The sequence below is a fragment of the Leptolyngbya sp. NIES-2104 genome (assembly GCF_001485215.1).
Taxonomy (GTDB): domain Bacteria; phylum Cyanobacteriota; class Cyanobacteriia; order Leptolyngbyales; family Leptolyngbyaceae; genus Leptolyngbya.
On sequence record NZ_BBWW01000001.1, the window covers coordinates 2575160 to 2599580 of the forward strand.

Annotated in this window: 31 protein-coding genes; 20 read left to right on the forward strand and 11 right to left on the reverse strand. The window is 48.1% G+C overall.

Annotated elements, in window-relative coordinates:
• Positions 1 to 4 precede the first annotated feature (4 nt).
• On the forward strand, positions 5 to 379 hold the full coding sequence (locus NIES2104_RS11925) for a hypothetical protein (protein ID WP_058998418.1): 375 nt from the start codon (positions 5 to 7) through the stop codon (positions 377 to 379).
• On the opposite strand, the gene NIES2104_RS11930 is transcribed toward NIES2104_RS11925, so the two are convergent.
• Positions 376 to 594: a hypothetical protein gene (locus tag NIES2104_RS11930; protein ID WP_202815053.1), complete on the reverse strand. Its 219-nt coding sequence runs from the start codon at positions 592 to 594 to the stop codon at positions 376 to 378. The two genes, NIES2104_RS11925 and NIES2104_RS11930, sit on opposite strands and share 4 nt — an antisense overlap.
• A 261-nt stretch (positions 595 to 855) precedes the next feature.
• Here NIES2104_RS11930 and NIES2104_RS11935 point away from each other — a divergent pair, with 261 nt between their 5' ends.
• Genes NIES2104_RS11935 through NIES2104_RS11945 form a run of 3 tightly spaced genes read left to right on the forward strand, consistent with a single transcriptional unit; the run spans position 856 to position 2439 of the window.
• Complete coding sequence (locus NIES2104_RS11935; RefSeq protein ID WP_058998419.1) at positions 856 to 1926, forward strand: ParM/StbA family protein; 1071 nt, start codon at positions 856 to 858, stop codon at positions 1924 to 1926.
• Entirely contained in the window at positions 1919 to 2170 is a 252-nt protein-coding gene (locus NIES2104_RS11940) for a hypothetical protein (protein WP_058998420.1), read from the forward strand. Before NIES2104_RS11935 ends, NIES2104_RS11940 begins: the two co-directional genes overlap by 8 nt.
• Positions 2170 to 2439 carry a hypothetical protein gene (locus NIES2104_RS11945; RefSeq protein ID WP_058998421.1) on the forward strand — a complete coding sequence of 90 codons (270 nt, stop codon included), beginning with the start codon at positions 2170 to 2172 and terminating at the stop codon, positions 2437 to 2439. The genes NIES2104_RS11940 and NIES2104_RS11945 overlap by 1 nt, the downstream gene beginning before the upstream one ends.
• Here NIES2104_RS11945 and NIES2104_RS31730 read toward each other — a convergent pair.
• A complete protein-coding gene (locus NIES2104_RS31730; protein WP_156426932.1) occupies positions 2430 to 2570 on the reverse strand; it encodes a hypothetical protein in 141 nt (46 codons plus the stop codon). The two genes, NIES2104_RS11945 and NIES2104_RS31730, sit on opposite strands and share 10 nt — an antisense overlap.
• Positions 2571 to 2640: 70 nt before the next feature.
• Between NIES2104_RS31730 and NIES2104_RS11950 the strand changes: the two genes are divergently transcribed.
• The 16 genes from NIES2104_RS11950 to NIES2104_RS12015 all read left to right on the forward strand — a co-directional run bounded on the left by NIES2104_RS11950 (position 2641) and on the right by NIES2104_RS12015 (position 14963).
• The gene (locus NIES2104_RS11950) at positions 2641 to 2901 is read left to right on the forward strand and encodes a hypothetical protein (protein ID WP_058998422.1); all 261 of its coding nucleotides are present in this window, start codon (positions 2641 to 2643) and stop codon (positions 2899 to 2901) included.
• 82 nt (positions 2902 to 2983) lie between these two features.
• Positions 2984 to 3136, forward strand: coding sequence for a hypothetical protein (locus tag NIES2104_RS31735; protein WP_156426933.1), 153 nt, complete (start codon positions 2984 to 2986; stop codon positions 3134 to 3136).
• A gap of 12 nt (positions 3137 to 3148) precedes the next feature.
• Complete coding sequence (locus NIES2104_RS11955) at positions 3149 to 3880, forward strand: hypothetical protein (RefSeq protein ID WP_058998423.1); 732 nt, start codon at positions 3149 to 3151, stop codon at positions 3878 to 3880.
• Complete coding sequence (locus NIES2104_RS11960; protein ID WP_058998424.1) at positions 3867 to 4313, forward strand: hypothetical protein; 447 nt, start codon at positions 3867 to 3869, stop codon at positions 4311 to 4313. Before NIES2104_RS11955 ends, NIES2104_RS11960 begins: the two co-directional genes overlap by 14 nt.
• A complete protein-coding gene (locus tag NIES2104_RS31740; protein ID WP_156426934.1) occupies positions 4310 to 4453 on the forward strand; it encodes a hypothetical protein in 144 nt (47 codons plus the stop codon). Before NIES2104_RS11960 ends, NIES2104_RS31740 begins: the two co-directional genes overlap by 4 nt.
• Positions 4450 to 4863 (forward strand): hypothetical protein, encoded by a 414-nt coding sequence (locus NIES2104_RS11965; RefSeq protein ID WP_058998425.1) that lies wholly within the window; start codon positions 4450 to 4452, stop codon positions 4861 to 4863. The genes NIES2104_RS31740 and NIES2104_RS11965 overlap by 4 nt, the downstream gene beginning before the upstream one ends.
• The gene (locus NIES2104_RS11970; RefSeq protein ID WP_058998426.1) at positions 4860 to 5621 is read left to right on the forward strand and encodes a hypothetical protein; all 762 of its coding nucleotides are present in this window, start codon (positions 4860 to 4862) and stop codon (positions 5619 to 5621) included. The genes NIES2104_RS11965 and NIES2104_RS11970 overlap by 4 nt, the downstream gene beginning before the upstream one ends.
• A 69-nt stretch (positions 5622 to 5690) precedes the next feature.
• On the forward strand, positions 5691 to 7412 hold the full coding sequence (locus NIES2104_RS11975) for a hypothetical protein (RefSeq protein ID WP_058998427.1): 1722 nt from the start codon (positions 5691 to 5693) through the stop codon (positions 7410 to 7412).
• A gap of 212 nt (positions 7413 to 7624) precedes the next feature.
• Positions 7625 to 8035, forward strand: coding sequence for a hypothetical protein (locus NIES2104_RS11980; RefSeq protein WP_058998428.1), 411 nt, complete (start codon positions 7625 to 7627; stop codon positions 8033 to 8035).
• Between the two features lie 4 nt (positions 8036 to 8039).
• Positions 8040 to 8327 carry a hypothetical protein gene (locus tag NIES2104_RS11985; RefSeq protein ID WP_058998429.1) on the forward strand — a complete coding sequence of 96 codons (288 nt, stop codon included), beginning with the start codon at positions 8040 to 8042 and terminating at the stop codon, positions 8325 to 8327.
• Positions 8324 to 8512 (forward strand): hypothetical protein, encoded by a 189-nt coding sequence (locus NIES2104_RS11990; protein ID WP_058998430.1) that lies wholly within the window; start codon positions 8324 to 8326, stop codon positions 8510 to 8512. Before NIES2104_RS11985 ends, NIES2104_RS11990 begins: the two co-directional genes overlap by 4 nt.
• Positions 8512 to 9444 carry a hypothetical protein gene (locus tag NIES2104_RS11995; RefSeq protein WP_058998431.1) on the forward strand — a complete coding sequence of 311 codons (933 nt, stop codon included), beginning with the start codon at positions 8512 to 8514 and terminating at the stop codon, positions 9442 to 9444. Before NIES2104_RS11990 ends, NIES2104_RS11995 begins: the two co-directional genes overlap by 1 nt.
• Before the next feature lie 189 nt (positions 9445 to 9633).
• Complete coding sequence (locus NIES2104_RS12000) at positions 9634 to 9969, forward strand: hypothetical protein (RefSeq protein ID WP_058998432.1); 336 nt, start codon at positions 9634 to 9636, stop codon at positions 9967 to 9969.
• On the forward strand, positions 9966 to 13454 hold the full coding sequence (locus NIES2104_RS12005; RefSeq protein WP_058998433.1) for a DEAD/DEAH box helicase family protein: 3489 nt from the start codon (positions 9966 to 9968) through the stop codon (positions 13452 to 13454). The genes NIES2104_RS12000 and NIES2104_RS12005 overlap by 4 nt, the downstream gene beginning before the upstream one ends.
• A 179-nt stretch (positions 13455 to 13633) precedes the next feature.
• Positions 13634 to 13852 carry a hypothetical protein gene (locus NIES2104_RS12010; protein WP_058998434.1) on the forward strand — a complete coding sequence of 73 codons (219 nt, stop codon included), beginning with the start codon at positions 13634 to 13636 and terminating at the stop codon, positions 13850 to 13852.
• 7 nt (positions 13853 to 13859) lie between these two features.
• A complete protein-coding gene (locus NIES2104_RS12015; protein WP_058998435.1) occupies positions 13860 to 14963 on the forward strand; it encodes a hypothetical protein in 1104 nt (367 codons plus the stop codon).
• A 232-nt stretch (positions 14964 to 15195) separates the two neighbouring features.
• Here the strand turns inward: NIES2104_RS12015 and NIES2104_RS12020 are convergent, their stop codons facing one another.
• The 9 genes from NIES2104_RS12020 to NIES2104_RS12060 all read right to left on the reverse strand — a co-directional run bounded on the left by NIES2104_RS12020 (position 15196) and on the right by NIES2104_RS12060 (position 24352).
• On the reverse strand, positions 15196 to 16407 hold the full coding sequence (locus NIES2104_RS12020; RefSeq protein ID WP_058998436.1) for a GIY-YIG nuclease family protein: 1212 nt from the start codon (positions 16405 to 16407) through the stop codon (positions 15196 to 15198).
• Positions 16400 to 17995, reverse strand: a complete 1596-nt coding sequence (locus NIES2104_RS12025; RefSeq protein WP_263970946.1) for a DEAD/DEAH box helicase — start codon at positions 17993 to 17995, stop codon at positions 16400 to 16402. Before NIES2104_RS12025 ends, NIES2104_RS12020 begins: the two co-directional genes overlap by 8 nt.
• Positions 17955 to 18461, reverse strand: a complete 507-nt coding sequence (locus NIES2104_RS33405) for a DEAD/DEAH box helicase family protein (protein ID WP_263970947.1) — start codon at positions 18459 to 18461, stop codon at positions 17955 to 17957. Before NIES2104_RS33405 ends, NIES2104_RS12025 begins: the two co-directional genes overlap by 41 nt.
• 13 nt (positions 18462 to 18474) lie before the next feature.
• A complete protein-coding gene (locus NIES2104_RS12030) occupies positions 18475 to 18906 on the reverse strand; it encodes a PIN domain-containing protein (RefSeq protein WP_058998437.1) in 432 nt (143 codons plus the stop codon).
• Between the two features lie 8 nt (positions 18907 to 18914).
• Entirely contained in the window at positions 18915 to 19154 is a 240-nt protein-coding gene (locus NIES2104_RS12035; RefSeq protein ID WP_058998438.1) for a DUF2281 domain-containing protein, read from the reverse strand.
• Positions 19155 to 19472: 318 nt separating this feature from the next.
• Positions 19473 to 20891 carry an ATP-binding protein gene (locus NIES2104_RS12040; protein ID WP_058998439.1) on the reverse strand — a complete coding sequence of 473 codons (1419 nt, stop codon included), beginning with the start codon at positions 20889 to 20891 and terminating at the stop codon, positions 19473 to 19475.
• A gap of 233 nt (positions 20892 to 21124) precedes the next feature.
• Positions 21125 to 21661, reverse strand: a complete 537-nt coding sequence (locus tag NIES2104_RS33410; protein WP_263970948.1) for a HigA family addiction module antitoxin — start codon at positions 21659 to 21661, stop codon at positions 21125 to 21127.
• Positions 21642 to 21881, reverse strand: a complete 240-nt coding sequence (locus tag NIES2104_RS12055) for a hypothetical protein (RefSeq protein WP_058998441.1) — start codon at positions 21879 to 21881, stop codon at positions 21642 to 21644. Before NIES2104_RS12055 ends, NIES2104_RS33410 begins: the two co-directional genes overlap by 20 nt.
• Before the next feature lie 98 nt (positions 21882 to 21979).
• Positions 21980 to 24352, reverse strand: a complete 2373-nt coding sequence (locus NIES2104_RS12060; protein WP_058998442.1) for a DNA methyltransferase — start codon at positions 24350 to 24352, stop codon at positions 21980 to 21982.
• Positions 24353 to 24421: the final 69 nt, after the last annotated feature.

Consider the following 24421-nt stretch of genomic DNA (forward strand, 5'->3'; position numbering starts at 1 on the left):
ACGAATGTTAACATCGATCCCCCAAACTGTTTCGGCTCAAGACGTATTGAATCCAAGCGTCAGAATCGAAACTCAGTTCGCAAGCGATCGGGCAACGTGGCGGTTGCTCAGTTTGCAAACTCGACTTAAGGCAGCCAAAACACCGGAGACAAGAGCGGCGATCGTCCGAGCGATTCAAGATTGCATCCGAACAATGTCCCTTTTGTACTCGGACGTTCACACGGAAGGATACCGGAGCGGCGTTGAATTCGGCAAACAGAATGCAGCATTTTACGCTCACGCTGAACAGATGAAACGCACTTTGCCACATCGAAAGATCGAAGTTCGCACCGTCGATCGCCGTCCTTGCATGGTTGTAAACGGACGCTCGATCGATTAATCGTCCTGTTTCGGCTGATTGGATTTTTCTTGTTTGCGTTTCTGCAACGCTACCCAATCAGCCACAATTCCTTCGACAAGATTGCTTAGTGTTCGTCTTTCGTTCTCAGCAAAAATTTCCAACTCATTCTTGAGTTCTGGTGGACAGGTGAACGTGACTTTTTCCGTGTTGCGTCTTGCCATTGAATCTTGAGCAATCTTGTCAGAAGTAATCATACCTGTTCTGAAATCCTCGAAACGCTTATTTCATCTGGTTTTCATCCTAACCGATTGAAACAGATTAAATAAGATATATCTTTTCTGATATTGTGCTAACATATTGGAGAGAAACACCACGAATCACCAATTAATCCGTTTTACGCCACATAACGCCATTCAATCCATAGAACTAATTCATCTTTGAAAATGGCTCAAACATTGACAGCGTAACGGTTCTTTCAAGTTTTCCACTATTCGCAATCCAGGGTAATAAATGCCATGAATGCCTACGAAATGCCAGCAAATCCACTAAACGCCATTAATCAATCTGAGTCCATTTCTACGACGGTTCCGATCGCCTTCGATGTCGGAAATCATGAAATTAAGGTTGCTTACTCGAATGTAGTTTGGGTATCTGAAGCGGTTTATGCACCTGTTTTTTCATGGAAGGAAGTCGAAGATTTCAAGTACATCGATGCGAATTCCGCTCATGTCGAGTACATCGACGGCGATCGCGCTGATTTGATCGGGAAGCAGTGGATCGCCGGATCGAGTGCTTTAACCTTGCTCCCCGATCGTGCTGAACGCCTGGTGTCACGCGGCGGAAATCGCGGCAAAGTCGATTTAGGGTTGCAGATGCTACTTGCTGCAATTGCCCCACGAATCGACGGAGAACACATGGATATTGTTCTAGTCGCATCGATGCCAGAGCTAAACGAACTCGCTCAAACTCTGAAGCCGAAACTGCTCGGAACTCACAAAGTCATCCGCAACGGTAAGCACTTCACCGCAAACATTAAGCAAGTCGCTGTGATGCGAGAAGGTTCAGGAATGTTCGTTTATGGACGATCAAAAGAGCTTTTCTCTCTGGGTGCTGAGATTGGCACGATCGACTTAGGCGGCGGCACAACCATCACCCAAGCATTTCAATCGAACGGTAAAACCATTCCCGCAGGTCGGTTAGTTCTCGATCGCGGCGTGAATGATTTGATTGCGGCGATCGTGGCGGACAAGCGATGGTCTGGATTGATGAGCCGTACACCAGATGCCTCATTAATTCTGCAAGGAATCCGAGCGGGTAAGTTCCTGTACGGTGGTCAGAAAATCGCCTTTGAAGAGATTTACAGCGATCACCTGAAAGTTTGGATTCAAAGCACTGTGATGCCTGCAATTAAGCAGTTGTCAGCCGTACAGGACAGACTCGAAAAAGTGTTCATCATCGGGGGCGGTAGTCAGATTATCAAGAGTGCATTCGAGAAGAACCCAGACATCACTTGCTTGGGTGACGATGCACAGACCGCACACGTTCAGGGAATGTTGCTTCTTGCTCGGAGGGGAATCAATGGCTAGACCACGAACCGGAAAAGGAGAACGGGTTGTGATTGATTCGCTGTATGTCGAAGAACTAAGAGCGATCGCAGATTCCGAGATGTTCCCGTCGATCGGAGCGGTGGTAAACAATGCGCTCCGTGAATGGTTGAAGTGTCGATCGGGTGAGCCATGCAGCACCGTTTCTAAGCTGCAAGATGTTGCACCGATTCAAGCAAAACAGGGTGTATCGCTAGATGTTGATTTTCAAATGGAGACAATCTAATGCAAGTTTTTCTTTCAGCCAAGACTACCGCATACCTAAACTTTCTGGTTGCGTCAGGTGTTTATCACGATGTCGAAGAGGCTGTTAATTTCATTCTTGAACATGACGCAGACACAACGATCGCAAGCTTCGACTTTCCTAACAGAATTCAATCTTGTGGAGAAACAGAGGTACTTCAAGAGCAAACAGCACAGAAGCAACTCCATCCGGAATCATCAGACAGCCTCAATGATTTGTCTGAAGCCTACGACTGGTCAGCTTACCCATAATGCTGACTAATCATCACCTTAAAATCAAGTCTGAAGCGTTCAGACCACTGGCGATCGTTCGGATTCAGCACAATCAAACACTGCTCGAAAAATACGATCGCCTGTCCTATCAAGCTTTGCTCAGATTGCATCGATAGTTCCCCAAGATACTCAGGCTAGACGAGTCAAAACACAATCACCGTAACGTTTTGGCTTAGTTACATGGAAACGAATTTAGTTCTACAACAGACGATCGCAAGCTTCTTCAACGTTGAACAATCCCGAATCAGCATCGAGAGCGATCGAGCGCTCATCCAATGTGATGACGATGCACAGATTTACGAAGCTCAAGAGAGATGGAGTGACGCATCGTATTTATTTGGCGATCGCCTGAGATACATCGTCATCCAGTGCGGCGACTATAAACGCACACTGCCACTGAATCTCAAAATTTGGACATCTGGACAATTGGTGAAGCCGTAGCAGCAAAAAAGCCGATCGCTCTCAGCCTGTGACGGGAATGAAAAGCGATCGGCAGGTTCAAAAAAAATGACATGAGGTAATTATGGCTCAATTTTCTCTGCGATCGATGCTTGTAGCACTTGTGGCACTTGTATTAGGAGCTTATTCGGCACTGGCAATCATTCGTCATACAGAGAGCAAATCGCAGATTCCCCCAGACAGACCACTGATCACCGATTTCGATTCAAAACGATAGGAACTTTTCGACATGACTAAAGGATTTCAGTCAACCGACGAAACCAAGATCGCGATCGTGATTAAACGACTTGCACCCGCAGCAAAACGAGAAGATTACGATGCTCTGAATCAAGGCATTCTCAAAATGGTCGAGCGTCACGGCGGTGAAGTTGTAGAGCAAGCAATGATTCGCATGATCGATGATTTTCCATTCGTCCGACAAAAGGCAATTGAAAATCTACCCGATGATCAAAAGCAAATGTTCAACGCTGAGGCAGTCGCGATCATTGCTGGACTTCTGGAAGAGTCAGGCTTACGACTCGAAGATCATATTCGTTATGGCGATCGTGGCATTGCTCTAACTCATGAGGCGATTCGAGCAATTGCCAATACTGGATGCCCCAATGCTTCGGACTTTGGAATCGGGAACGAGAGCTTAGAAGGAATCGGCATCGATCGCGCTCCATTCATGCACCCACTGACAGAAACATTCCAGCACAACGGCGAGGATTACGTTAACAGTTGGGGACTGGCATCAATGACGATCAATTCAGTCCTGAACTGGCTTGATGAGCCACCGGACAATCCTGAAACGCCACGATCGTTTATTGCCGATTGCGTCTCGCGAGTCGCTCCCACCGTGGATTTAGAAGCAATGCTGTTTCGTGCCAGATACGACGATCGAGCACTGATGAAGCTTGCATCTTATGTAGAGTCAGGATTTAACGCGATCGCTCAAAAGGCGGTTGATGACCGTAAGTAGACGAAATGCCGATCGCTTTGCCGTAGGAAAGTTCAGCGATCGGCACTATCCCACAAATTCACCATTTGGAGATTCCAACATTATGACCACGAAACATAGCTCGATCAGCTATTACGGCACGTCGAATCAGTCAGCACTCAAAGCATTGATTGACGAGTACGGCGATCGCCTGCAAATTCTGACCGCATCCGAGAAGTTTGCTCTACTGCTTCAAGTCACCGATTGGCAGTATCACGACACGATTTCGCAGGAAAGAGGCGACGAAGAAATCTCGCTACAAGAGCACATCAATGATGCGTTCATCATTCCTAACGACTCGGACGCATTCAGCGCGATCGAGCTTCTTGCTCAGAACCAGATTTCGAGCGATGAAGCACTCGACTTGATGAATGCACTGATTCAGCAATTGAAAGAAGGGGTTTATCTGCAATGACCCCAGAGCAACGAAACGATTTAATCGGTGCAATTCTTGTCGCGATCGCGGTTTTGTATCTAGCTCCAATTCTTCCAGCCGCGATCGACTTTCTCGCAGTCCGCATCCATCAAGACTTTGTGCAAGGGAGGGAGAAATGAGCCTAAATCTTCCGCTCAAATGGCAAGTTCCCGCACTGGGCGCGATCCTTGCCGCTACGACATTACCACTCGCCATCACACTCTATCGGCAGTCCAATGCTCAATTAGAGCAACGCAACACGATCGAGCAACAAACTGCAACCGTGGCAGAAAACGAACGAATCGCACTCGATCGCGCTCGTCGTTGCTTGCTCATCAATGAACGTTATCCGCTCGTCGAAGGCAATAACGCCTGGTATGACCCAACCAACCGCAAAGATAAGCGACTGTTGCCATCGGGCACAGCGTTATGCAGCGCGGCATCTGGCTACACCGCAGAAGTCGATTATCTCGGCACTGTGAAAAACATCCGACAAGCCCCGATCGAGAAAATCACCCAAGTACTAAGACAACGAGGATTAATCCGATGAAACCTACCGGAAAAACTGAACCCGTCCACACTGGAAACAACGAATTCGATAACAATCGATTTAAGCCCAAGTCCGCAAATGACAAGCCCGAAAAGTCAGTCGGTATCGATGCCGGGGCACATCTCGGAGACGCGATCGAGAAACTCGCAAGCATCTTGCTCAGTCCATCGGTGATGATGACAGCGGGTTATATTGGCGCGGGTGTTTGTTTAGCGATCGGCATTCATGCTTATGGTCGATTGCTCATTCCAGCACTAGCGGGAAGTCTACCGATTCCGTTTGACTTTGCTTCTGGAGTTGCTTTATCCGTTGTGTTGGGCGCGGGATTGCAACTGCTCGAAATCTTCCCGCGACTCGATACTTACTTCCCCGGTATGGCTGAACGGTTAGCGGTGAAACTGAAACTTTCCCCAGTGGCACAACCGAAAGCCGATCGCAACTCTCCTTCATTGCTTCCACAAGCGGTGGATATGGCGAAACGTAGCTCTGAGCGACTGTTTAAGGATATGCAAGGGGCATCTGCGATCGCTTACGGAATTGAGGTTATCGGTGCATTGTGGGCATTCCAAATTTTCACAAATGGTGTTCTGAATGTTCCCGGCATCATCGGGGCGATCATTGCGGTTGTCGGATTTGAAATCTGTCTGAAGTTCTCTAGCTGGATGAAGCAATTGCGGCTCACTGCTCGGCAGTCTCGACACTACCGGGAACATCAGCGCAGATTGAGAGCCGAAGCTGCTCAAGATTTGCAGAAATAATCAGAAGCCCTAGAGATGGCTGTCTCTAGGGCGCTTCTCAGTTGATCAAGTTTTAGGAGTAATCAACCGATGGGATCTAATCTAACCCGGTACAACCAAACGAGTAGCGATCGTGCCACCGCATCTCATGACGAATCACTATTCGGGCACTATGTCGAAGAATGCGGCTGGACAGTGAAAGAGACGTTAGAAAATCTCGCGCCGATCGCGAAACAGACCTACGCTCAAACGGTTTCAGTCGCATCTAGCTCGAAGTGGTTAGCGGTTGCAGGCGGAATCATTGGATTGCTCGGAGGTGGGACGGTTGGCTTAATTGGTGCGTTACCACTGGGCGCGGCTGCATTAGCTTTCTTTGCTTACCGAGAGGCGAATCAGTGCATTTCTCGTAGGGAAATTGAGCTTAGAGCATTAAAGCAATGTCCCCAACTTCTAGACCTACTGTATGGTTGCCATCTCAAAGGAGTTGAGGCAAAAAACCTAATCGCAGCATGGGACATCTTTCTAGACAATTACGAAGAATCTGGTAGTGCTGACGCGAATCTGATGGCGCGTGAGTATTTGCGGGTTCTAGATGGGTTGTGCTTCACCATTGATCAGGGTGGAGGTGTTCCAATGCCTCAAGAATTGCCAGAAAAACAACCTGCTCGGATTCAAACACAACTTGGAGAACAAAGCGCGATCGAGGTTCCTGTACAAACATCAAACTGGAATGATTCACCCGCTCAGGCTCCGGTAGATACCATCCAGCAAGTTAAAGCAGTTTGCGATCGCAATAACTCTTTCTACATTGCAGGCTCAAAAGGCAGTGGTAAGGGAATGTTTGCAGCGAATCTACTGCGATGGAAGCTGGATCAATTTCCCAACGCGATCGCGCTCATCCTTGACCCCAAAGGCGACTTAAAAGAATCAGGCTATTGGCAGCACGATCGCATCAAACATTTTTCATTTAAGGGAATTGCACTAAGCAGTGCTGACTACGAGAAGAGAGTGATCGAGTTTCTGACAGAAGCGCGTAACTTGGTTTCTCAGGCTGATGTCACCCGTGGGATGAGATTGTTTCTCGTACTGGATGAAATGCTCACGGTGAAAGAGTCTGTTTCGGACAAATTATTTGCAGAGTTCCGACGATTCGGAGTTTCAGCAATCAGCACCGGAGACAGTGAAGGCATCCACTTGATCGCCATCACTCAGTCATTCAATGCGGGTGATTCTTTTGGTTCTGATGAAGTGCTGAAGAACTTTACTCAAGTGGGATTCTTCAGACAAGACGAATACCAACGGGCAAAGAAACTGATTCAGTACGGCAGATCAAATTCTGAATCATTAACCTCTGCCGAATTCAATCAGATGGTAAGTCAGTCTCCAGTCGATCGTGTGATGTCGATCGCGGGTGAATTTATCCCAACTCCCAAGCTTGAAAACTACTCTGCTTACGATCGCGACTCTGGCAAAGTCATCAAACAAATGCCGATCGGAAGCAATCCAAGTGAAGGCGATTTACTTGCTGATCAACTCAAGAACGAAGTGGCTAAACGAACGGTTCAAGTCACAAATCAAGAAAATGATTTAACCGAAGCGATCGTTAAGTTAATTCGTGAGCAGAAAGACAATGAAGGATGGATTAGTACAAGAGACATCTTGAGATCTGTTAACAAGTTATTTCCGGGCACAACTTCAGGCGATATCGAAGGACGTTGCCGTACACTTGCTCATGTTCACCCTACTAAGTTTGAGTTTCGCATCGTTCAAGGAAAGGGAAGTCCATCGAAGCAGGTTCGAGCGATTAACTAACATTAACTGCATCTCGCTAAGTGTCATCCGCTAAAGTGTCTTAAGTGTCTCCAGAAGCCTGAAATAGTGTCACTGACACTTAGGACACTTTCCGCGACACTTTCCGCGACACTTAAGGGGGACACTTACAGGACACTTAACCAAGAAGTTAGCACCATCTACGATCGCTCACCAAAACTATCAAGAGAAACCGCAAATATGAACTGTCCTAGATGTGGAAACGATCGCACTTATCGCAACGGATACAACAAACTCAAAACGGGAAATTTCCCAAAGCGTTATTGTCCGAATTACCGAAAGACTTTTCAAGAAACCAAATCGGAGAAACCCCAGAAATGAAACTCTCAGAACTCCTAAATGAATTGCTCGATCGCGGATACAATCCTGAAATATTCGACGGCGGAATCAGATGCCGAATTAATCTTGATAATGAAAGTTTCGGGTTAACGATCGCTCCTTCTGGTACAGATTTCATTCGATGCCTTGCTTGGGAAACTTACGGCGGTTCGTATTATTTCGATCGCTTGTTTCCGAATTTGAATGCAGCAATATTTTCTGCACAATTCGCAGCGGTTTTAGACGATGCACGATTGACCGAATTAGTTTCGCACGTTGGGAGATAAATCGATGAACCTTGCATCATTTTGCCTGCCTGAATTCAAACATTTTGATCCAGTCGGATTAGAATTTCGTGCCACATCAAAACGACTTGGAGCCGAACAGGTTTTTTTCTGGATTCCGCCATTTAAGGAGAAACCCGATCGCTTGTTCCGTTGGATTCCAAAAACGTCCAGTTGGAAAGAATGCTCGATCGCTGGATTGTCCCAAAAGAAGCGATCGCAGTTGATCGAATGCTGGCAATCTCAGACTGACATCGGACTTTGGATCGCGAAATCGAAACGGGTGGCGGCATGAGCGAGGAATTTAAGACGGGCGATCGTATCCAAACACCGACCGGACGAACCGGAGTGATCATCGAAAGTGACGCGGATTTTCCAAACCACTGCCTGATCCAGTTTGATTCAGGGCAGAAGCAGTACGTTTTGAGGCGAATTTTGCAGCGATCGGTAGAAACAAAAACCAAATTGAGAAAGAAATAATGTCAAACCTTAACCGTCCCGTAGTCAACTTTAAGCAGAGCTACTATCAGCGCTCTGGTTCAAAAATTGTTGTTACACCTCCAGCTATTCCGATCGTTGATAGGTATCTGAACAAAATCACGATCGGCGTAAAGCTTCCACCGGACATCCAAAAGCTATTAGACATCTCAGCACAGCAGCGAGATATCGTTGGCTGTCTTAATGCACTGATGAACGGGTTAGAGGTACACGTCGATCGCACTAATGGCAATCTGACTTTATTGGCAGATTTGCGACTAGCTTTGGCAATTTTGATGCAGTGGAAGGTTGCGATCGCGTGGTGTTTGCGCGACTACTTGAAAACGATTGCGGTGAACGAATCCCCATATAACCGAAAAGACTATCGAGCGCTCCAATCTCACGGGGAGTACGTTTACGCGAAGTTTGAATTAATCGAGGTGTTTTTCAAAGCTTTTGAATTGATGAATATTCCGAATCCTTGGAATCAAAACTTTCTTGACAGTTTCGTAATGGCGATGTTTGAAGAAATCAATCGAGCGGTTCAGACGCAGTACACATCCAAAGATCAAGCCACTAAGGTCACTCGAAAGATGATTGCTGATTTCAGAAGAGGCATAAATCCCTATCTAGATTCAGCGGACTGGCGCGTTAATCACGATTTATTTGCAGCAATTCAGATCATCATCGTTTCGCAACCGACAGACAATAACGCCGTCAAGAAGGCGAGATCGGCAGTGAAGCGAAAATACACTGCCTTCATTGGGGCATTGCAGCGATGGACAAAAGATGTTGAGAGCGACCCGCAAAACGCTTTCACTCATGCTGTTGTAGACGAGAAAACCGGGCAGATTTACGCCACTCAAAAGCGGAAAAAAGGCACTCCTGGACGTAAACGAATGACAGATATTCCAACTGATAAACAAAAACAATAAATAAGTATCAAAAATTGCTGAAACAGACTCTTTTGCTTATGTACCTGAAATGATTGCTACGCAAGACTCCTAGCGTTTTCTCCGCTGAGGAGGGGGTACGAAACTACTAAGAAATCGGGTATCGTTCCTTTCAGTTACGAAAAAAGGCGCTTGCGATGCGCCTCCTCACAAATTATTAGTCTTCAAGATATGCCGAAAAATTGCGGTTTGCAAGCGTGGAAATCACGTACCAATTCTAACAGGCGTGAGAATGATTCTCAAGTCTTCGAGCTAGTCGATCGTGAGCAGTTAGACCTACTCGCTAATTTCCAACCGGAAAGAACGCCGGATCTGATTCTCGAACCAGTTCCCGATCGCTTTTCATTAGCAGACGATCGCTTCTACATTCATTACAACGACTGGTATGCACCGATTCAACTGACTCGATCGCAAGCATATCGAGCGATCGAGCTTTGCGGCTCAAGTCGAGATTCTGACACGATTTGGCAAGCGATCGAGCGGACGGTTAACGGAGGTGTGCGATGATCACCTCCTTATCGAAGCTGATTCCAACCAAAAAATCGAATCCCTGTCCTGTTTGCGGCAACGTTTCCGGTAAGTGTCGCACCTTCGACGATAAACCGCTTGTTCTGTGCATGATGGCAGAATCAGCACCGGGATTTAAGGCGTTAGGCTTCACCAAAGACGGCTTATGGATGCAATTTGCACCTGATTCTCAGTCGTTCGATCATGCGGCATATCTCGATCGTAAACGTGAGAAGCCAGAGCCACCCGAAACAATGCCGATCGACGAGCGCGATCAGTCCTACCGTGATTGGTTGGCTAATGGGTCATTGAATGAGCGCGATCGTGCTGATTTAATCCGTAGAGGCTTGTCTAATTCTGAGATCGCTGTCTCCAGTAAAATCGGTTATGCAGTCCCTTTCAAAGGACTAGACGGCAAATACGTAGGGGCACAGTGGCGACTTGCTGATCCGGGCGAAGGCGGTCGATATCGTTGGCACAATTTGAAAGGCGGAAAGTATTATCCAGGAACCGACGAGCTACCGATCGCCGTTTATAAAGTCGAGAATCCAACGGCGATCGCACTCGTCGAAGGAACCGGAATCAAGCCACTGTTGGCATCACAGCGATTAAACGCCGTTGTGATTGGTGCGGCTGGCGGGAATCATGCGAGTTCACCGATTCAGTTGAGAGCGGCGATCGAGGCATTCCCGAATCTGCCGATCGTGATTGTTCCTGATGCTGGCGATGTCTTAAATTCTCATGTGATGCGGCGGAACGATCGCACAGTTGAGACTTTACGGCAGTGGGAACTAGAGCCTAAATTCCTTTGGTGGAATCAGCGCACAAAACAAGAAAACGATATCGACGAGGCAACACAAGCCGAAATCGAATCGGCTCAATTGCTGACACACGAGCAGTTCACAGCACTGACAGAAGAGCACGACGATCAAGCAGAACGCAGCAAAATTATTCAAGCAATTTTGGAGGCTTGCTATGTCCAGAATGGAAGTAGACATCGAACAAGCGAAAGTGTACAAAGTTCGGAAAAACGGCAAAAGGGGAGAGGTGAGCAAGGCAGAAACGATAAAACATCGAATGAACTTGCTAAAACTGGGCGCAATTTCTATCGATCCAGATCTTCAGAAATCCATCGATCGCTGGTATCCGCAATACAGAAAGTGTCGCGACGCTCGGATGCTGGCAACACACCCCATTCTGAAGGCTTCGCCAAAATGGAATACGGAGCCGTTCTACGTCGATTACGAACCTTTTCGATCGACGCACTGAAGTTTGTCCAAAACGTGGTTAGTGAACAGCCAAACCGCGATCGCCTAATCAGTAAACGGGTATTTCGATTCAGGCAGTATCAGGACAAATTACAACGCGATTTCCTGATGCCAACTCTGGTTAATGGCAATGAGATCCGATATCAAAACTATTCGGGATCGACATCAACCTTCGATCTGTTCGACGATACAACCTGCCTGCAAGGGTGGCTAGGAGCGGGAAAAACCGAAGCGATGTTAAAGTCGCTGATTCCGTTTCAGGACAAAGCGATCGTTTGGGTTGCACCTCGAAACGGATTGCTACGCCAAACCGCACAACGCGCTAAGAAACTTGGATTTAATGTTTTCCACTACCAAGACGATCCAGGTAAGCACCGGATGATGCTCGAAGCAGGTGAACCGGGGATCTACTTTATGGCTCCGGACAGCTTCAAATCCTATGCTGTTTCTGGAATCCAATGGGAAAACACCATTTTCGCGATCGACGAGTTCAGCGGCATCCGAAAAGAGGTTCTAGGAAAAACTACCGAACTGCCACAATTCCTAGACGCGATCGCTCGTTGTGCCTCACTCATTGCGGCGGATGCGTTCTTGAGTCAAATCGATATCCGCGTGATTCAGAAGCATCGAAGCGGCTCAATGCAGATTTTGAGGCAGGACTTTAAGAAGTCCCAAACTCGAATCAAGTGGCTAGAATGTCGCAATAAAGCGGGTGAAATCTCGTTTAGTCATCTGGGAATTTATTACTCACTGCTCGATCGCTGGATTGAGCAAGGATTCAAGAGAATCGCGATCGCGGCGGATAGTATTCGGGTTGCCAAACTGCTCGATCGCTACCTCAAATCGAAAGGAGTTAAAACTCAGCTTGTCTGCTCCGAGACACCAGAACAGAACGTCTCGTTTATGGACGATCCAGACAAGATCATCCATAAAGACGAAATCGAAGCGATCGTTTACACTCCAACGGCTCAAAGTGGACTAGACATTCAAGCTGAATTCGATCGCGGGTTGCTCATTGCGACCGGGGTTTTAAGTCCCCTTCAAATGTTGCAAATGATGGGACGTTGCCGCAAATGTCCAGAATGGTACGTTTCAGCACCTCGCTTCTCTGGTAATCCTGAATGCGTCACACCGTCACTGGACGGTAGGAAGATTCAGCAATGGAGCGAGAAAATCGCTCTGGCATCAGAAGCGCTCGAATTCAACGCACCCCAATCGATTCAACCTTGGGCAGTGTGGGAGCATCTCACGCGCAATATTGAGCAAGCGTTTAATTCCGAGTATTTGCGGCATCTGCTCGATCGCTTCTTTGAATCAGTCGAAGTGGTTGAAGTCGAGAACGATCGCGCTGGTCAATGGCGTAGGGATTCTGAAATCCTCACCCGCGAGGAAAAGGAATTGATGCTTAAAGCCAATCTCGGTAAAGGATTGCGATTAATTGACGAGCAGAAGCAACCGAAACTGAATTCGGAAGTTTGGGATATCAAGCTTGCTGAATTGTGGTTGAAGTATCCCAAAGTTATCAACAAAGCGATCGCGGATTATGGTGTCCCAGAGTGGCGCGACGATGCGATCGACATGACGAAGCTATTTTCGACTCGTCGGATTGAAAAGCTTCGGAACTATGTAATCGCAACGGAACCGAACGAACAGGACGATCGCGATTTGCGGCAATACCTGAAAGAACGGGTGACGCATTACAGCGCTGGCAACTTTAAGCGGCTGCAAAATGTCAAACTGTTCCGACTGCTCAATCTAGGTAAGTTGGCAACCGTTCAGAATCCAAAGGAACTCAAGGCGGGTGTAAATGCTTTCTGCGCGACATCAGAAGCGATCGAGAAACTGTACCGTAAGTTTCTCAATTCGCCTGAACTGGTGAAGCTGTTTCCGTTTGTGGAGTGCCAGCGGTCATTCTTTGGTGCGGTGAAAGCTTGCCTGTCGTATTTGGGGTACGAGAAAGGTGGCAAGTCGATTCGAGTCGCAACCGACGAGTTGAACCCGAACGGATGCGATCGCAACGGAAATCAGCGGCTCACTAAATCAAAATCGATCTATCTCGTTTACTGGCTTGTGATGGAATGCAGCGGCTCTGCCTACTTCCGTGAGCATTTCAATTTGATCATTGATGCAATTCGCGATCGTCTTGAAACTGAACGGGAGGAGCGGCGAAAATGGCGCGAGAAACACGAGTCGCCACCAATAGAGATCGCAGCTTAGACCCTTCTCACACACAAATCAGCGACTTAAAGCGAGAATGCCACCGCTTGATAGAGTTGATCGCTCGAAAATCGTATCCGACCAAACGACTGCTTTGGGTGAGACGCGCTCTCATGCTCTACCTGAACTACAAAGCAAATCGCTGAAAGCCCTACACCATCTATCTCACACACAAAACGATGTCTGAAAAAAATTGGTATTTCACCAATGAAGCAGCGATCGCGCTCGATTTGTCTGCCGAAAAACTGAGAAAGTTATATCGATCGGGAATGTTCAAGAAAGGGTTTCACTATCGAGATGTGTCACCTAACGGATCAAAGCGTCCAACACTGCAATTTCATGTGAATCGATGCCAGGAGCAACTAAATACGCCTCCTGAGAAGCGCAAATCATACTAATCGAACAATGACATTAGACAAAATCAACGCTCGTCTAAGAGCGGCTAACCTTGGCGTGACCATTGAAGCGCGGGGCAAGGGGTCTTTATTGTCCCTACGTGCGAAAGTTCCGCCTAAGAGCGGCGATGGAAAAGATTTGTGGCAGTACGTTCCGTTAGGACTGCGAAACAACCCTGCGGGGCTGAAACGAGCCGAATTAGAAGCGAAAAAGCTGTCGGTGCAAATTGGACTAAGAGAATTTAGCTGGGCTGATTGGGTTGAACCGGAAACGCCTGAACCTGACACGGTTTCGGCATGGATCGATCGCTATGAAATCGAATACTTTAATCGTCGATCGCGCACTCCAAAAAGTGAAACCACATGGCGAACCGACTATCGGCAACCTTTCGCACAGTTGCCACCGGATGAACCGCTAACACCTGAGATTCTACGTCGAAGCATCCTTGAGACTGAACCGGACACCCGCAATCGACAGCGGCGATGTATGGCTTTTGGACGTTTGGCAAAGTTCGCAGGCGTTGAACTGGATGCGAAATCACTGCGCGGCAAATACTCACCCAAACGAGTAAACCCGCGTGACTTGCCGAGTGACAAAGAGATTGCAGAATGGCGCGATCGCATAAATCAGGAAAATGAAGCTTGGGGCTGGTGTTTCGGGGTAATGGCTTGCTACGGACTGCGGAATCATGAGCTATTTCATATCGACTTAGAACGACTGCGAGACAGTCCGATCCTCACATTGACCGATGACCTTAACGGCGGTGGGAAGACAGGCGCTAGGCGGATCTGGGCGTGTTATCCCGAATGGTGGGACGAATGGCATTTGTGGAATATCAAACTACCGAACGTTACCGGAAAAACCAACTCTGATTTAGGTCATCGGGTAACAAATCAGCTTAAACGGTACGGTTTTTTCAAGCCGTACAATCTGCGACATCGTTGGGCAGTGAGGACGATCGAATTTGGAATTGCACCGGAGTTAGCAGCGATTCAGATGGGACACAGCTATCAAATTCATTCTGATGTTTACCATCATTGGATCGGTGATGAGGTGCATCAAAGAGCTTTCGATATTGCCATGCAGCGAAGCGATCGACCCTTGCCACCGTGAGCAAGATGTGAGCAAGAAATCGGGAATATTCCAGCATATTTCAGCACAGTTTAGTACATTCGTTCAAGCTAACAAGTCATATCTCATCGGTGTTTTAGCCTGTATCTCATTGGTACAGGCTTTTTAGTGCCGTGGTCTGAAAATCCTCGTGTCACGAGTTCAAGTCTCGTTCCTGGCATACATTTCAAGCTTTTAGATTGGGGAATCCCTAGATAGAAGCGCATTTGAATGATTAAATATCTATCTCGTCTGGATTCCTCGCAGACGGCGCAAGGCTTGCGGTTTCCGAATCGTATCGAAATTGCTCGATCGTTCCTTCCCGGATTTTGTCAATCACCGCCTCAATTACCTCTAGTGGAACGAGGAACCACTCCCTCGGCTTCACGGGCATACCGAAGCGATCCTGCAATTCCAGCTCTAATCGAACGCTGCTGAAGAAGTTTTGAAGGAGAGCCTCAAGCCCCTTCCGATCGATATTTGCCAGCTTAAAGGTTGCTACGATTTCCACGTCTGCTAGCAAATAGGTCGGGTCTTTCTTCGCATTGGCAATCCGCTTTTTCACGTCTCCTCCGGTTACGCCAATTTTGTGAATGACTGAGCGATTTTCGGCGATGAAGGGATGATCTGATTTGCTCCTAAGCACGTAAATGTAGCCAGTCGGTAAGTCGTCCGTCGCTTCAACGTGGGAAAAAAGTGGACCGAAATCTGGGCTAGTGATGCGGCGACTGGTCTTATCTTTGTTTAATGCCCGTTGGAGCGATCGCAGCAGAAGATCGCTCTCGGTAGCATTGTCATAAATCACCCGGAGTCTACAGTCTGGACGACCATAATCGCTGACAAACGGCTCACCCATTTCGGCGACTAGCACCTTCTGCCCATCAAGAATGAATAGGTCGCCTTGGTTGACTGCCGCATTGTCTTGATATTTCAGGGTTTGCCGCTCTCCTGTTTCTAACTGGCGCTGCACTTGCTCAAAAATAGGCTTGAAGTCATCGAAGTCTGAGCAGAGAATCCGCTGTGCGACTTCCTCCGCTGCTTTGATTTCCTGACGCGATCGCACATGCACAAGCTGAGTCACATCGTTGTCCGCATTGATGCCCAGGGAGTCCAGCAGTGTTTCATCGTCGAGGTCTGCTTCTAGCGTCAGGCTGGTATCTGCTTCAGCCGTTAGCAATCCGTGAGAGTCGAGCGGTGCTAAAACAGCGCGACATTCCTCCGATTCCCGCAGGCGATCGAGCCGCACGGCGTAAAGCCGCTCGAAGATATCGTGCTCTTCTCCATGCTGAGGGAGCCTGCCCTGTTCTTCCACAAATCGCTCGATTTCCTCGAATCCGGCGATAATCCGCTCTTCTTTGGCGGAACGCTGACCGGACGGTTCGGCAGTAAGGTCTACACCTAACTCACCGAGTAATTCCAAATCATCATCAGTGGTGTCTTTAGGCATTCGTTTCTTCCTTCACTTTGCGTTGTAGGAAAGCAACCCCTTCTGCCATCCGTTTTTCCCAGGGATCAACCGCTGTGAGAGAGGGCACCCTGCCTTTTTCTTGCTTGAATCGCAGCGCTCGTTTGGTTAATTCCCGCGCTTCTTCCACGGTTAGGCTGACCCGTTTGGCGGCGATCACCGCTGCAACCTGCTTCAGTCGGTCTTCGCTCATGGACTTGGCGAGAATGGCATAAGCTTCGCCAAAGGGATTAATGCGATCGATGAGATCCATGTCTAACTCGGTGACAGATAGGGCAAATTGTCGCACTCCGTCGATGATGGCGGTGTTTTTAGCGGCTTCGCTGCTACTGGAGATGGTGTAGGTTCCACCCCTTTCGTTCATGGTTTTCTTGGCTTGTTGAACGAGGTTGAGAGCAGCGATCGCATGTTGACGAACGGCTTCTTGATCCTCTTGCTCTAGATTTGGGAATTTCTCTTTGACGATTTTGCCCATGCGAACCTGTGTCAGTTCTTCTGGCACCAGTTCTTCATCGAATAGACCACGCTCGATCGTGGGTTTATCTTGCACAAAGGCTGTTACCAGTTCGGTCAAGTCTTCGCGGCAGATGCGTTCGGCTTCCTGGCTCTTGGGTTCGGCTAGACCTTTGATTTCTAGCTGGATTTGACCCGTTTCGGGATTGACACCTACGTTGCACTTATTTGGATCGTAGCCGCCTTCGCCGTAGTCAAAGCCAGGGGTCGCTTGATTGCTCGGCTGCTTGGGTTTGAACTCGAAGCGCGGCGCGAGTACCTGTTCCATCAGCAGGCTGGCTGCAATCGCTTTGAGGGTGTCGTTTACGGCTTCGGTGACGGCTGCTTCGGTGGCATCTGGCTCGGCAATGAGGTTAGTGAAGCGGGCGCGAGTTTTGCCGGGTGCATCGCGGGTGGCGCGACCAATGATTTGGACAATCTCGGTTAAGCTGGAACGATAGCCGATCGTTAGGGCGTGTTCGCACCAAATCCAATCGAAGCCTTCTTTTGCCATGCCGAGGGCAATGATGAGATCAACGTGATCGCGATCGTTTTTGTGAGCGGGGTCTTTTAGTGCGGTAGCGACTTTATCTCGCTTGGTAGAGTCGTCGTCTACAAGATCGGCGATTTTGAGAATTGTTCCGGCAGCAGTTTTTACCAGTTGAAACCCCGTTTTGGGATCGGTGCCTTGCCATTCTCCCAGTTCTTCGATGATGTGTTCTACCTCGCGGATTTTGTCTTTTGTGCTCTCGCGGGAGTTGACGTTGGGAATGTGCAGAATGGTTTTCTCGCTGGGGTTCAGCACTTCCAATAGTTTGTCAGTGTAGCTGCCTGCATAGAAGTAATAGCCGATGTTGAGCTGCTTGAGGTGTTGGTAGCCGTTGAGCTGCTCGTAGTAGGTGTAGGTGATGGTGTCGAATCTGGATTCGTCTTCGGGATGCAGGACGGCTTCGGCATCGCCCCTGAAGTAGGAGCCTGTCATCGCGACAATATGGGTTTTGTCGCGGGTCATGAGTTGGCGCACATGGTCGCCCAGCTTATTGTCTGGATTGGCGGAAACGTGGTGAAACTCGTCCACGGCGATTAAGCGATCGTCTAAAACTTCGATGCCAAATTTGTCTACGGCAAAGCGGAAGGTGGCGTGGGTGCAGACCAGTACTTTTTAGAAACTTCTTCACTGCGTCCACTTTGCCGCCATCAGTGCCTGGGGCATCGCAGAGATTCCATTTAGGTTCGACTTGCCAATCTGCCCAAAAGCCAAACTGACTCAGGGGTTCGTTGTGGAAGCTAGAACCGATTGATTTCTCTGGCACAACGATGATGGCTTGTTTGAGTCCCTGATTCTCCAGTTTGTCTAAGGCGATGAACATGAGCGCTCGGCTTTTACCAGAGGCGGGAGGCGATTTGATTAGGAGATATTGTTCGCCGCGCTTTTGGTAAGCGCGTTCTTGCATGGGGCGCATACCGAGAGCGTTGGGGCGGGTGGAGGTGTCATCTTGGGCGTAGCTGACGGAAACAGAGGGAATTGCGATCGGGTTGCTCATAGGTATTTTTCTGCTAGAGCTGGTTTAAGAGTTCTGTAGGGGAGTAAATGGGGAGGTTGCTACCCATGAAGTCTTTCTGATCGCAAGTGACGATTCCATCAAGTTGATTGAGGGTTGCACAGGCGAGTTGGATGCTGTCTTCAAAGTCTTTCAACCCAAAGCTGAGAGCGTTCTCGACGGTCTGACGATCGACAGTACAAAATTGGAGACCGATCAGTAGCTGACGAATGGCTACAAGAGCAACTTCACGACCTTCAGTTTTGCGAATGATGTAGAAAACGTTAGTGATGGTGGTTGCGGCGACCCCTTGCGGGTAACTCGAAGAGATCGAGCCTTCCAAGTTGCCCTGTTCAATCTGCTCAAAAAGCGCGATCGCAGTTTCGACAAAGGGTTCTCTTTCCAGGAGTAGATCTAGGATGACGTTGGTATCGATGAGAATTCTCACGGGATGTCTTATTGGTATTTTTGGGTTAGATAGTCGGTGTATTCTGCTTGCAGGTCATCATTGCTAGGAGCTGCTCCAGAGCGTTTGACGATGCCCCGAAGTCCGGTGAGGGTGCCGGGGGGAATCGCTCTGGGTTGAGGGGGGGTGGGTTGTTTTTGGTGGAAAGCTTCGGCGAAGTTGAGGATTTCGTTGATCTGGTTTTCGGGAAGGGTTTGAATAAGCTGGTAGAGTTTTTCGGCGGCTGTCATGAGGTTTGGGGAGTAAATGGGTTTGTATTTCTATTGTGGCTGAAGGGATTATGGCTTAGTTTTACCTTTAGCTGATTTTTTTGGCAGCGATCGCTGGGCGGTCATTCTGGTATATAAATCGAAGAGTTTTTCGAGGCGTTCGGTGTCGTTTTTGCAGCGGCGACCGATGTAGATACGATCGAGGATTTCGTCGTTGCGATCAGGGGATTGGCAGAGGTTGACGGGGTGTTCTCCATTTGTTTTTAAGCACTTAGATCCTTGTGAATCAAGGATTTGAAGCCTTGGGATCTTGCAATACAGATTTGCATTTAAGCACTTTTACGCCCAAAAAGGGAGGTAACGAGCGTAGCGAGTCGAGGTAGAAGCAGAGTCATCAGCCTTAATTAGCCCCGCTTCCTTAGTAGCACCAATCACTTGAGAAACCAAGACATTCTTTGACTCGTCAAACCCAAATCGCTCTCGTAGGGTCTGGTTCGACATCTGCCGATTGCTAACGTATAGCAGGCAGCAATGCTGGTAGCAGGCTCGGACTCGATCGGATTTACTCATGTCAGAAAAGTCTTGATGAGCAAATAGGATAGATGTGGTGCGTGTCTCGCCAACTCGAAAATCTGGTGCAGGGAGTTGGAAAACCTCCGCTGCGCTCACTACTTTGTCAATACCACTCCCCTTTTCTTCGCAGATGCCAAAGCGACGCATGAGGTCAGCAAGTTGCTCATTGCGTGAACGATATTCGTCAATGAAGCGTTCCACTTGAATAGGAGGGATACCGGGATTAGAAATTTCAATTCGATCGCCATACATCTCAATCATCACTGAAGCTCCTGTGGCGAGAAAATCCTGATGCACCAGTGCATTGGCAATCAATTCTCTGAGTGCCTGTTTTGGGAACATTTTCACTTCTTCCCGCATGACTTCTTCAATGAATCGATTTTGTGGTGCGGCTGAATGGACGAAATCGACCAAGCCTTCAAAGCCAACTGCATAGCCACGATTGCCTGTCTTATCATCACGGGTTTGGAGCTTGTTTATCCCTTCATAGATAACAACACGGGGAGCTTTGCGAGCCAGGGCAGAGGAGAAGGCATCTAGCTTTTTCGCTAGAAGGATAGCTGCGAGATTCGTGATTGTCCAACCTTGAGAGGTCTGTTTGATTAAATCTTGACTTTGCAATCGTTCTAGGACAGCATCGCGACTGGTTGGGTAGGGTATGTCTAGTAATTCAAAGTATGTTTGGGTATCGAGAAGGGCAATGACATCATCAGGGCTAGCATCAGAGCGAGCGGATTGGGAAAACCAGTCCTGTTGATCTTCTGCAAAAATGCGCTTGAGCATATCGGGTGTCATTGGCACCAAATCTTCACCTGCCCGCATTAAATACGCACCCTCAAAAGTAAATGCTTGTCCTACGGGACGGGTGGGTATTTCAAAAACTAATACTCGACCATTGGCGTGGTTCAGCTCTGCAACGTCTACTCTAAATCTCAGTCTCTCGACAATGAGAGCTTTGATGTCGTTTAGAGAAGTTACAGATGGAAACGCTTGCGTTCCTACTACATTTCGAGGCGGTTTATTGGTGACACCGAGGACTAGATGACCGCCTCCCTCATTGGCTAAAGCGATGCAGTAACGCAAAAGTTTGGTTGTATCGTATTGCTGTTTAGCCTCTTTGAATTCGAGTTTCTCGGTTTCAGCGGGGGCGCGCAACCATTGCTCTAGATTTTCAAGAGTAACCATAGTGATCTCTGTCGGCTATTGTGGCTAGGTTTTGCGTTTGGCGAGCTTTTTCGCGAGTGCTGGCTGACGGGTCGTCTTTGTATACAATTCAAACAGTTTTTAGAGGCGTTCGGTGTCGTTTTTGCAGCGGCGATTGATGCGATCGAGGATTTTGTCAGTGAGATCGTGTGCTTCTCGGACGAGTGGGAACTCGCTGTCCATGCGATCGGATATCTCGGTGATCGTGGCTTCAGCTAGTTTAAATGCGTGAGTTGGACGACAGGAATATGAGTATAAATTTCTCTGTTTTCTTCCTGAGCTTGACGTAAATCATACTGTGTTTGCAAGTTCATCCAGAACTGAGCACTATTCCCAAAATATTTCGACAAGCGTAGGGCTGTGTCTGCTGTAATACTGTGCTTTTCGGACAGAATCTCGCCGATGCGGGTTTGGGCTACACCGATATCTTTACTTAACCGATAGGGGGTGATCTCTAGTGGCTCCAGAAATTCCATCCGCAGAATTTCGCCGGGGTGAATATTTGGCAAACGGTCACTATCCATAAGAATTTTCTCAGTGGTAGAGCATTTACGGATGCGAAGCTTGAGGACAGTGTAATTTGTTCCAGAAATCTGATCGCCGAGAAAGATGCCGGATTCCAAATCTTCAAAGATGGGTTGAAGGTCGTCATAGACTTTCCGATAGCGTTTTGCAAGTGCTTTTAGGCGGCGTTGAAATTCGGGGGAGGCGATGACCTCAACCTTAGCGACTTCATTCGACATCAATGCCATCCCAGAGATTTGCTAGAGGAATCGCTTGCCCCTCTCGAAATTCTTGGAGCGATCGCTGCAATCCTGCTGCAATACTTTCATCACTCTCGTCTGCTGGTAATTCGTCTTCGTCTACTAGCACAATCACCCGAACTCGATCGTGTTTACCAATATTCAGGGGTTGATCAAGCTGGATCTGACCTTGCTCATCGATCGAAGCGGTGCGTTCAATGGGTTGCATAATTGAGTAGCTGATGGATTGAAGGGAGTTGAGAGAGTTAGGATACAAATTAGCTAATTTTGCTTAAGCAGTGATGTAATTTTAGCCTCATCTTTAACTCACGTTGCTCTAGGTTTACGGTTGCTCGACTTTTTGAGCGATCGCTGAGCGGTCATTTTGGTATATAGCTCGAACAGTTTTTCGAGGCGTTCAGTGTCGTTTTTGAAGCGGCGACCGATGTAGATGCGTTCGAGGATTTCATCATTTCGATCGTGCGCTTCCCTGACTAGCGGAAATTCGGTATCTATGCGATCGGGATTGTACATATCGGCGATCGTGGCAGGAAAATATTGCTCTCGTGCTAACAGAATGTCTTCAGCGCTGCGGGTGAGGTCGGCTTTGTTTTGGTCGGTGAGAGTGGGGACGGGGAAGGTGTTCCAGCCGAGGGTGTTGGAGTAGGAGAAATCGGTTCTCATGCGGACGCAGACGGTGCCGATCCAAACCCAGTGAAGGCGCGAGGCAATCAGCGCCATGTTCCAGAGTGGGGCATCATAGAGGGCGAAGTTTCGATCGCCAATAATTGCACCCTGTTTAAGGATGCCAACTGGTAAATAATCACGATTTTCAGAGCTTACACGCGGAACAATAATTAAGGTTTCATTGCCTTTCTGACGAACCTGTTGAAATTCGCAAGGAGTATTTGCCCCTCGTCGTGTCAACTCCTTCTTACTTTGGGAGCGAAACTCTGCAACTTGATCTACCCGGTTTTTGATAGCAGGAACCGAAAGTGCTAAATCTCTCTGATCCTGTGTTATCCAAATGCAGTACCTCTGGTTTCCCTTAATAAATTCAGATGAACCAAGAAATTGCCTAATAAAATATCCACTTTTCGGATCAGATTTTATCAAATGCTGCGCCTCATCGCGACTCAGCATCAGGAAGCCGCCATCAACAGGTTTATTTCCGTTCATCATCTCTGAAACCAGCGTCATTGGTTGAAGCTTCGCCTCAACGAAAATATTTGGCTGAGCAACCAGATAAGCATTTATGTTTGAAACAACTCTTTTAATAGGTACTCTTTCATCACCATTATCAAAGACAAATCGATCACTAGCTAAATTAGCTGAAAGACCAACAATTACAACTGTTACACCCGCGTTATAAGCTGCTAGATTCGCCCATTTGAATGATGTATACGCAAAGTTAATGCTTAGTCCTTTAGAAAAAACTAAGGTCCATAGTCGAGCTACTTGCTCCCCTTGACAAATGGAGTTGGTGCTAACAAATGCACAAGAGGCTGATGTGTATCCAGCATATAGAGAAAACTTGTAAAACCAAGCAGCGACGTAATCCAGCGATTTCCAAGTATTAGTTACCTGGTCAAATACCAAAGACATATCCGCTTTTTGCTCAGCACTTTGTTCCGTGCCTCCTTTATAGGGTGGATTCCCGCAAACATAAGTCTCTCCCCCCTCATTCTCAAAATCAATCTCTGCCTCCTGAGTCGGCGTACTAAACAAATCCAAATCCTCGCGCTGCACCTTCACCCCCGTCCCCGTCGGTGGACAAAGACTTAACCAATCCAACCGCAACGCATTCCCGCAAGTAATCCAGTTATCATCCTTCAACGGCAAAAACTCAGCCAGCGCCAACTTCTGCCCCCGATACAGCACATCACACTGATACTCCGCAATAATCAACGCCAGCCGCGCAATCTCCGACGAAAAGTGGCGCAACTCAATCCCCCGAAAATTCGTCAACGGAATCTCAGACTTGCGATCGCGCTCCCCCCGAAGCCGATTAATCTCCGCCTCGATCGCTCTCATCTCCTTGTACGCAATCACCAAAAAATTCCCCGATCCACAAGCCGGATCAAACACCCGAATCCGCGCCATCCGCGATCGCAAATTCAGCAACTTCCGCGCATTGTCCCCCGCCGCCTCTAACTGCGATCGCAACTCATCCAAAAACAGCGGATTCAGCACCTTGAGAATATTCGGCACACTCGTATAGTGCATCCCCAACGCCCCGCGCTCCTCCTCATCCGCCACCGCCTGAATCATCGACCCGAAAATATCCGGGTTGATCTTCGTCCAGTCCAGATTCCCCACATGAAGCAGATACGATCGCGCAATCTTACTAAAACGCGGCACCTCCACCCCACCCGAAAACAGCCCTCCATTTACGTAGGGAAACCCATTCGCCCAATTGCGAATCTTCGCCTTATACCGCACCGTCGCCGGACTCTCCCGCACAGCTGCGAGGGCAGTCGTCACCTCGCCTTCTGAACAGACGAGCAAATGAATGTTGTTGCGTTGGAGGACACCACCAGGCAGGTCAGATTGATTCGAGCTATTACTTTTACTCTGAAGCCGCTTGAGGGTCGTCGGCTTGTTGCCGAAAGCTTCGAGAAAAGCGAACGGGAAACCTTCTGGGTCAAAAGGCGCTTCAGCAAGCTTGGAAACGGCTTCTTCGCTTTCAACTGCATTCATACTCTAAATAGCTCAGGATTTGATTACCGCCCCATCACGCAATTTTGGAATTTTATCCTTTTGATCGTA

Bases quoted from the DNA above. Each gene is read 5' to 3' on its own strand.
- NIES2104_RS11955 (WP_058998423.1), top strand. From the start codon at position 3,149: ATGACTAAAGGATTTCAGTCAACCGACGAAACCAAGATCGCGATCGTG.
- NIES2104_RS11940 (WP_058998420.1), top strand. From the start codon at position 1,919: ATGGCTAGACCACGAACCGGAAAAGGAGAACGGGTTGTGATTGATTCG.
- NIES2104_RS31735 (WP_156426933.1), top strand. From the start codon at position 2,984: ATGGCTCAATTTTCTCTGCGATCGATGCTTGTAGCACTTGTGGCACTT.
- NIES2104_RS11975 (WP_058998427.1), top strand. From the start codon at position 5,691: ATGGGATCTAATCTAACCCGGTACAACCAAACGAGTAGCGATCGTGCC.
- NIES2104_RS12035 (WP_058998438.1), bottom strand. From the start codon at position 19,154: ATGACAGCCGCCGAAAAACTCTACCAGCTTATTCAAACCCTTCCCGAA.
- NIES2104_RS12060 (WP_058998442.1), bottom strand. From the start codon at position 24,352: ATGAATGCAGTTGAAAGCGAAGAAGCCGTTTCCAAGCTTGCTGAAGCG.
- NIES2104_RS11935 (WP_058998419.1), top strand. From the start codon at position 856: ATGAATGCCTACGAAATGCCAGCAAATCCACTAAACGCCATTAATCAA.
- NIES2104_RS12010 (WP_058998434.1), top strand. From the start codon at position 13,634: ATGTCTGAAAAAAATTGGTATTTCACCAATGAAGCAGCGATCGCGCTC.
- NIES2104_RS31730 (WP_156426932.1), bottom strand. From the start codon at position 2,570: ATGCAATCTGAGCAAAGCTTGATAGGACAGGCGATCGTATTTTTCGAG.
- NIES2104_RS11925 (WP_058998418.1), top strand. From the start codon at position 5: ATGTTAACATCGATCCCCCAAACTGTTTCGGCTCAAGACGTATTGAAT.
- NIES2104_RS11960 (WP_058998424.1), top strand. From the start codon at position 3,867: ATGACCGTAAGTAGACGAAATGCCGATCGCTTTGCCGTAGGAAAGTTC.
- NIES2104_RS11965 (WP_058998425.1), top strand. From the start codon at position 4,450: ATGAGCCTAAATCTTCCGCTCAAATGGCAAGTTCCCGCACTGGGCGCG.
- NIES2104_RS11995 (WP_058998431.1), top strand. From the start codon at position 8,512: ATGTCAAACCTTAACCGTCCCGTAGTCAACTTTAAGCAGAGCTACTAT.
- NIES2104_RS12055 (WP_058998441.1), bottom strand. From the start codon at position 21,881: ATGCAACCCATTGAACGCACCGCTTCGATCGATGAGCAAGGTCAGATC.
- NIES2104_RS11945 (WP_058998421.1), top strand. From the start codon at position 2,170: ATGCAAGTTTTTCTTTCAGCCAAGACTACCGCATACCTAAACTTTCTG.
- NIES2104_RS12015 (WP_058998435.1), top strand. From the start codon at position 13,860: ATGACATTAGACAAAATCAACGCTCGTCTAAGAGCGGCTAACCTTGGC.
- NIES2104_RS31740 (WP_156426934.1), top strand. From the start codon at position 4,310: ATGACCCCAGAGCAACGAAACGATTTAATCGGTGCAATTCTTGTCGCG.
- NIES2104_RS11930 (WP_202815053.1), bottom strand. From the start codon at position 594: ATGATTACTTCTGACAAGATTGCTCAAGATTCAATGGCAAGACGCAAC.
- NIES2104_RS11970 (WP_058998426.1), top strand. From the start codon at position 4,860: ATGAAACCTACCGGAAAAACTGAACCCGTCCACACTGGAAACAACGAA.
- NIES2104_RS12005 (WP_058998433.1), top strand. From the start codon at position 9,966: ATGATCACCTCCTTATCGAAGCTGATTCCAACCAAAAAATCGAATCCC.
- NIES2104_RS33405 (WP_263970947.1), bottom strand. From the start codon at position 18,461: ATGAGCAACCCGATCGCAATTCCCTCTGTTTCCGTCAGCTACGCCCAA.
- NIES2104_RS11990 (WP_058998430.1), top strand. From the start codon at position 8,324: ATGAGCGAGGAATTTAAGACGGGCGATCGTATCCAAACACCGACCGGA.
- NIES2104_RS11985 (WP_058998429.1), top strand. From the start codon at position 8,040: ATGAACCTTGCATCATTTTGCCTGCCTGAATTCAAACATTTTGATCCA.
- NIES2104_RS11980 (WP_058998428.1), top strand. From the start codon at position 7,625: ATGTGGAAACGATCGCACTTATCGCAACGGATACAACAAACTCAAAAC.
- NIES2104_RS12020 (WP_058998436.1), bottom strand. From the start codon at position 16,407: ATGCCTAAAGACACCACTGATGATGATTTGGAATTACTCGGTGAGTTA.
- NIES2104_RS33410 (WP_263970948.1), bottom strand. From the start codon at position 21,661: ATGGCATTGATGTCGAATGAAGTCGCTAAGGTTGAGGTCATCGCCTCC.
- NIES2104_RS12040 (WP_058998439.1), bottom strand. From the start codon at position 20,891: ATGGTTACTCTTGAAAATCTAGAGCAATGGTTGCGCGCCCCCGCTGAA.
- NIES2104_RS11950 (WP_058998422.1), top strand. From the start codon at position 2,641: ATGGAAACGAATTTAGTTCTACAACAGACGATCGCAAGCTTCTTCAAC.
- NIES2104_RS12000 (WP_058998432.1), top strand. From the start codon at position 9,634: ATGCCGAAAAATTGCGGTTTGCAAGCGTGGAAATCACGTACCAATTCT.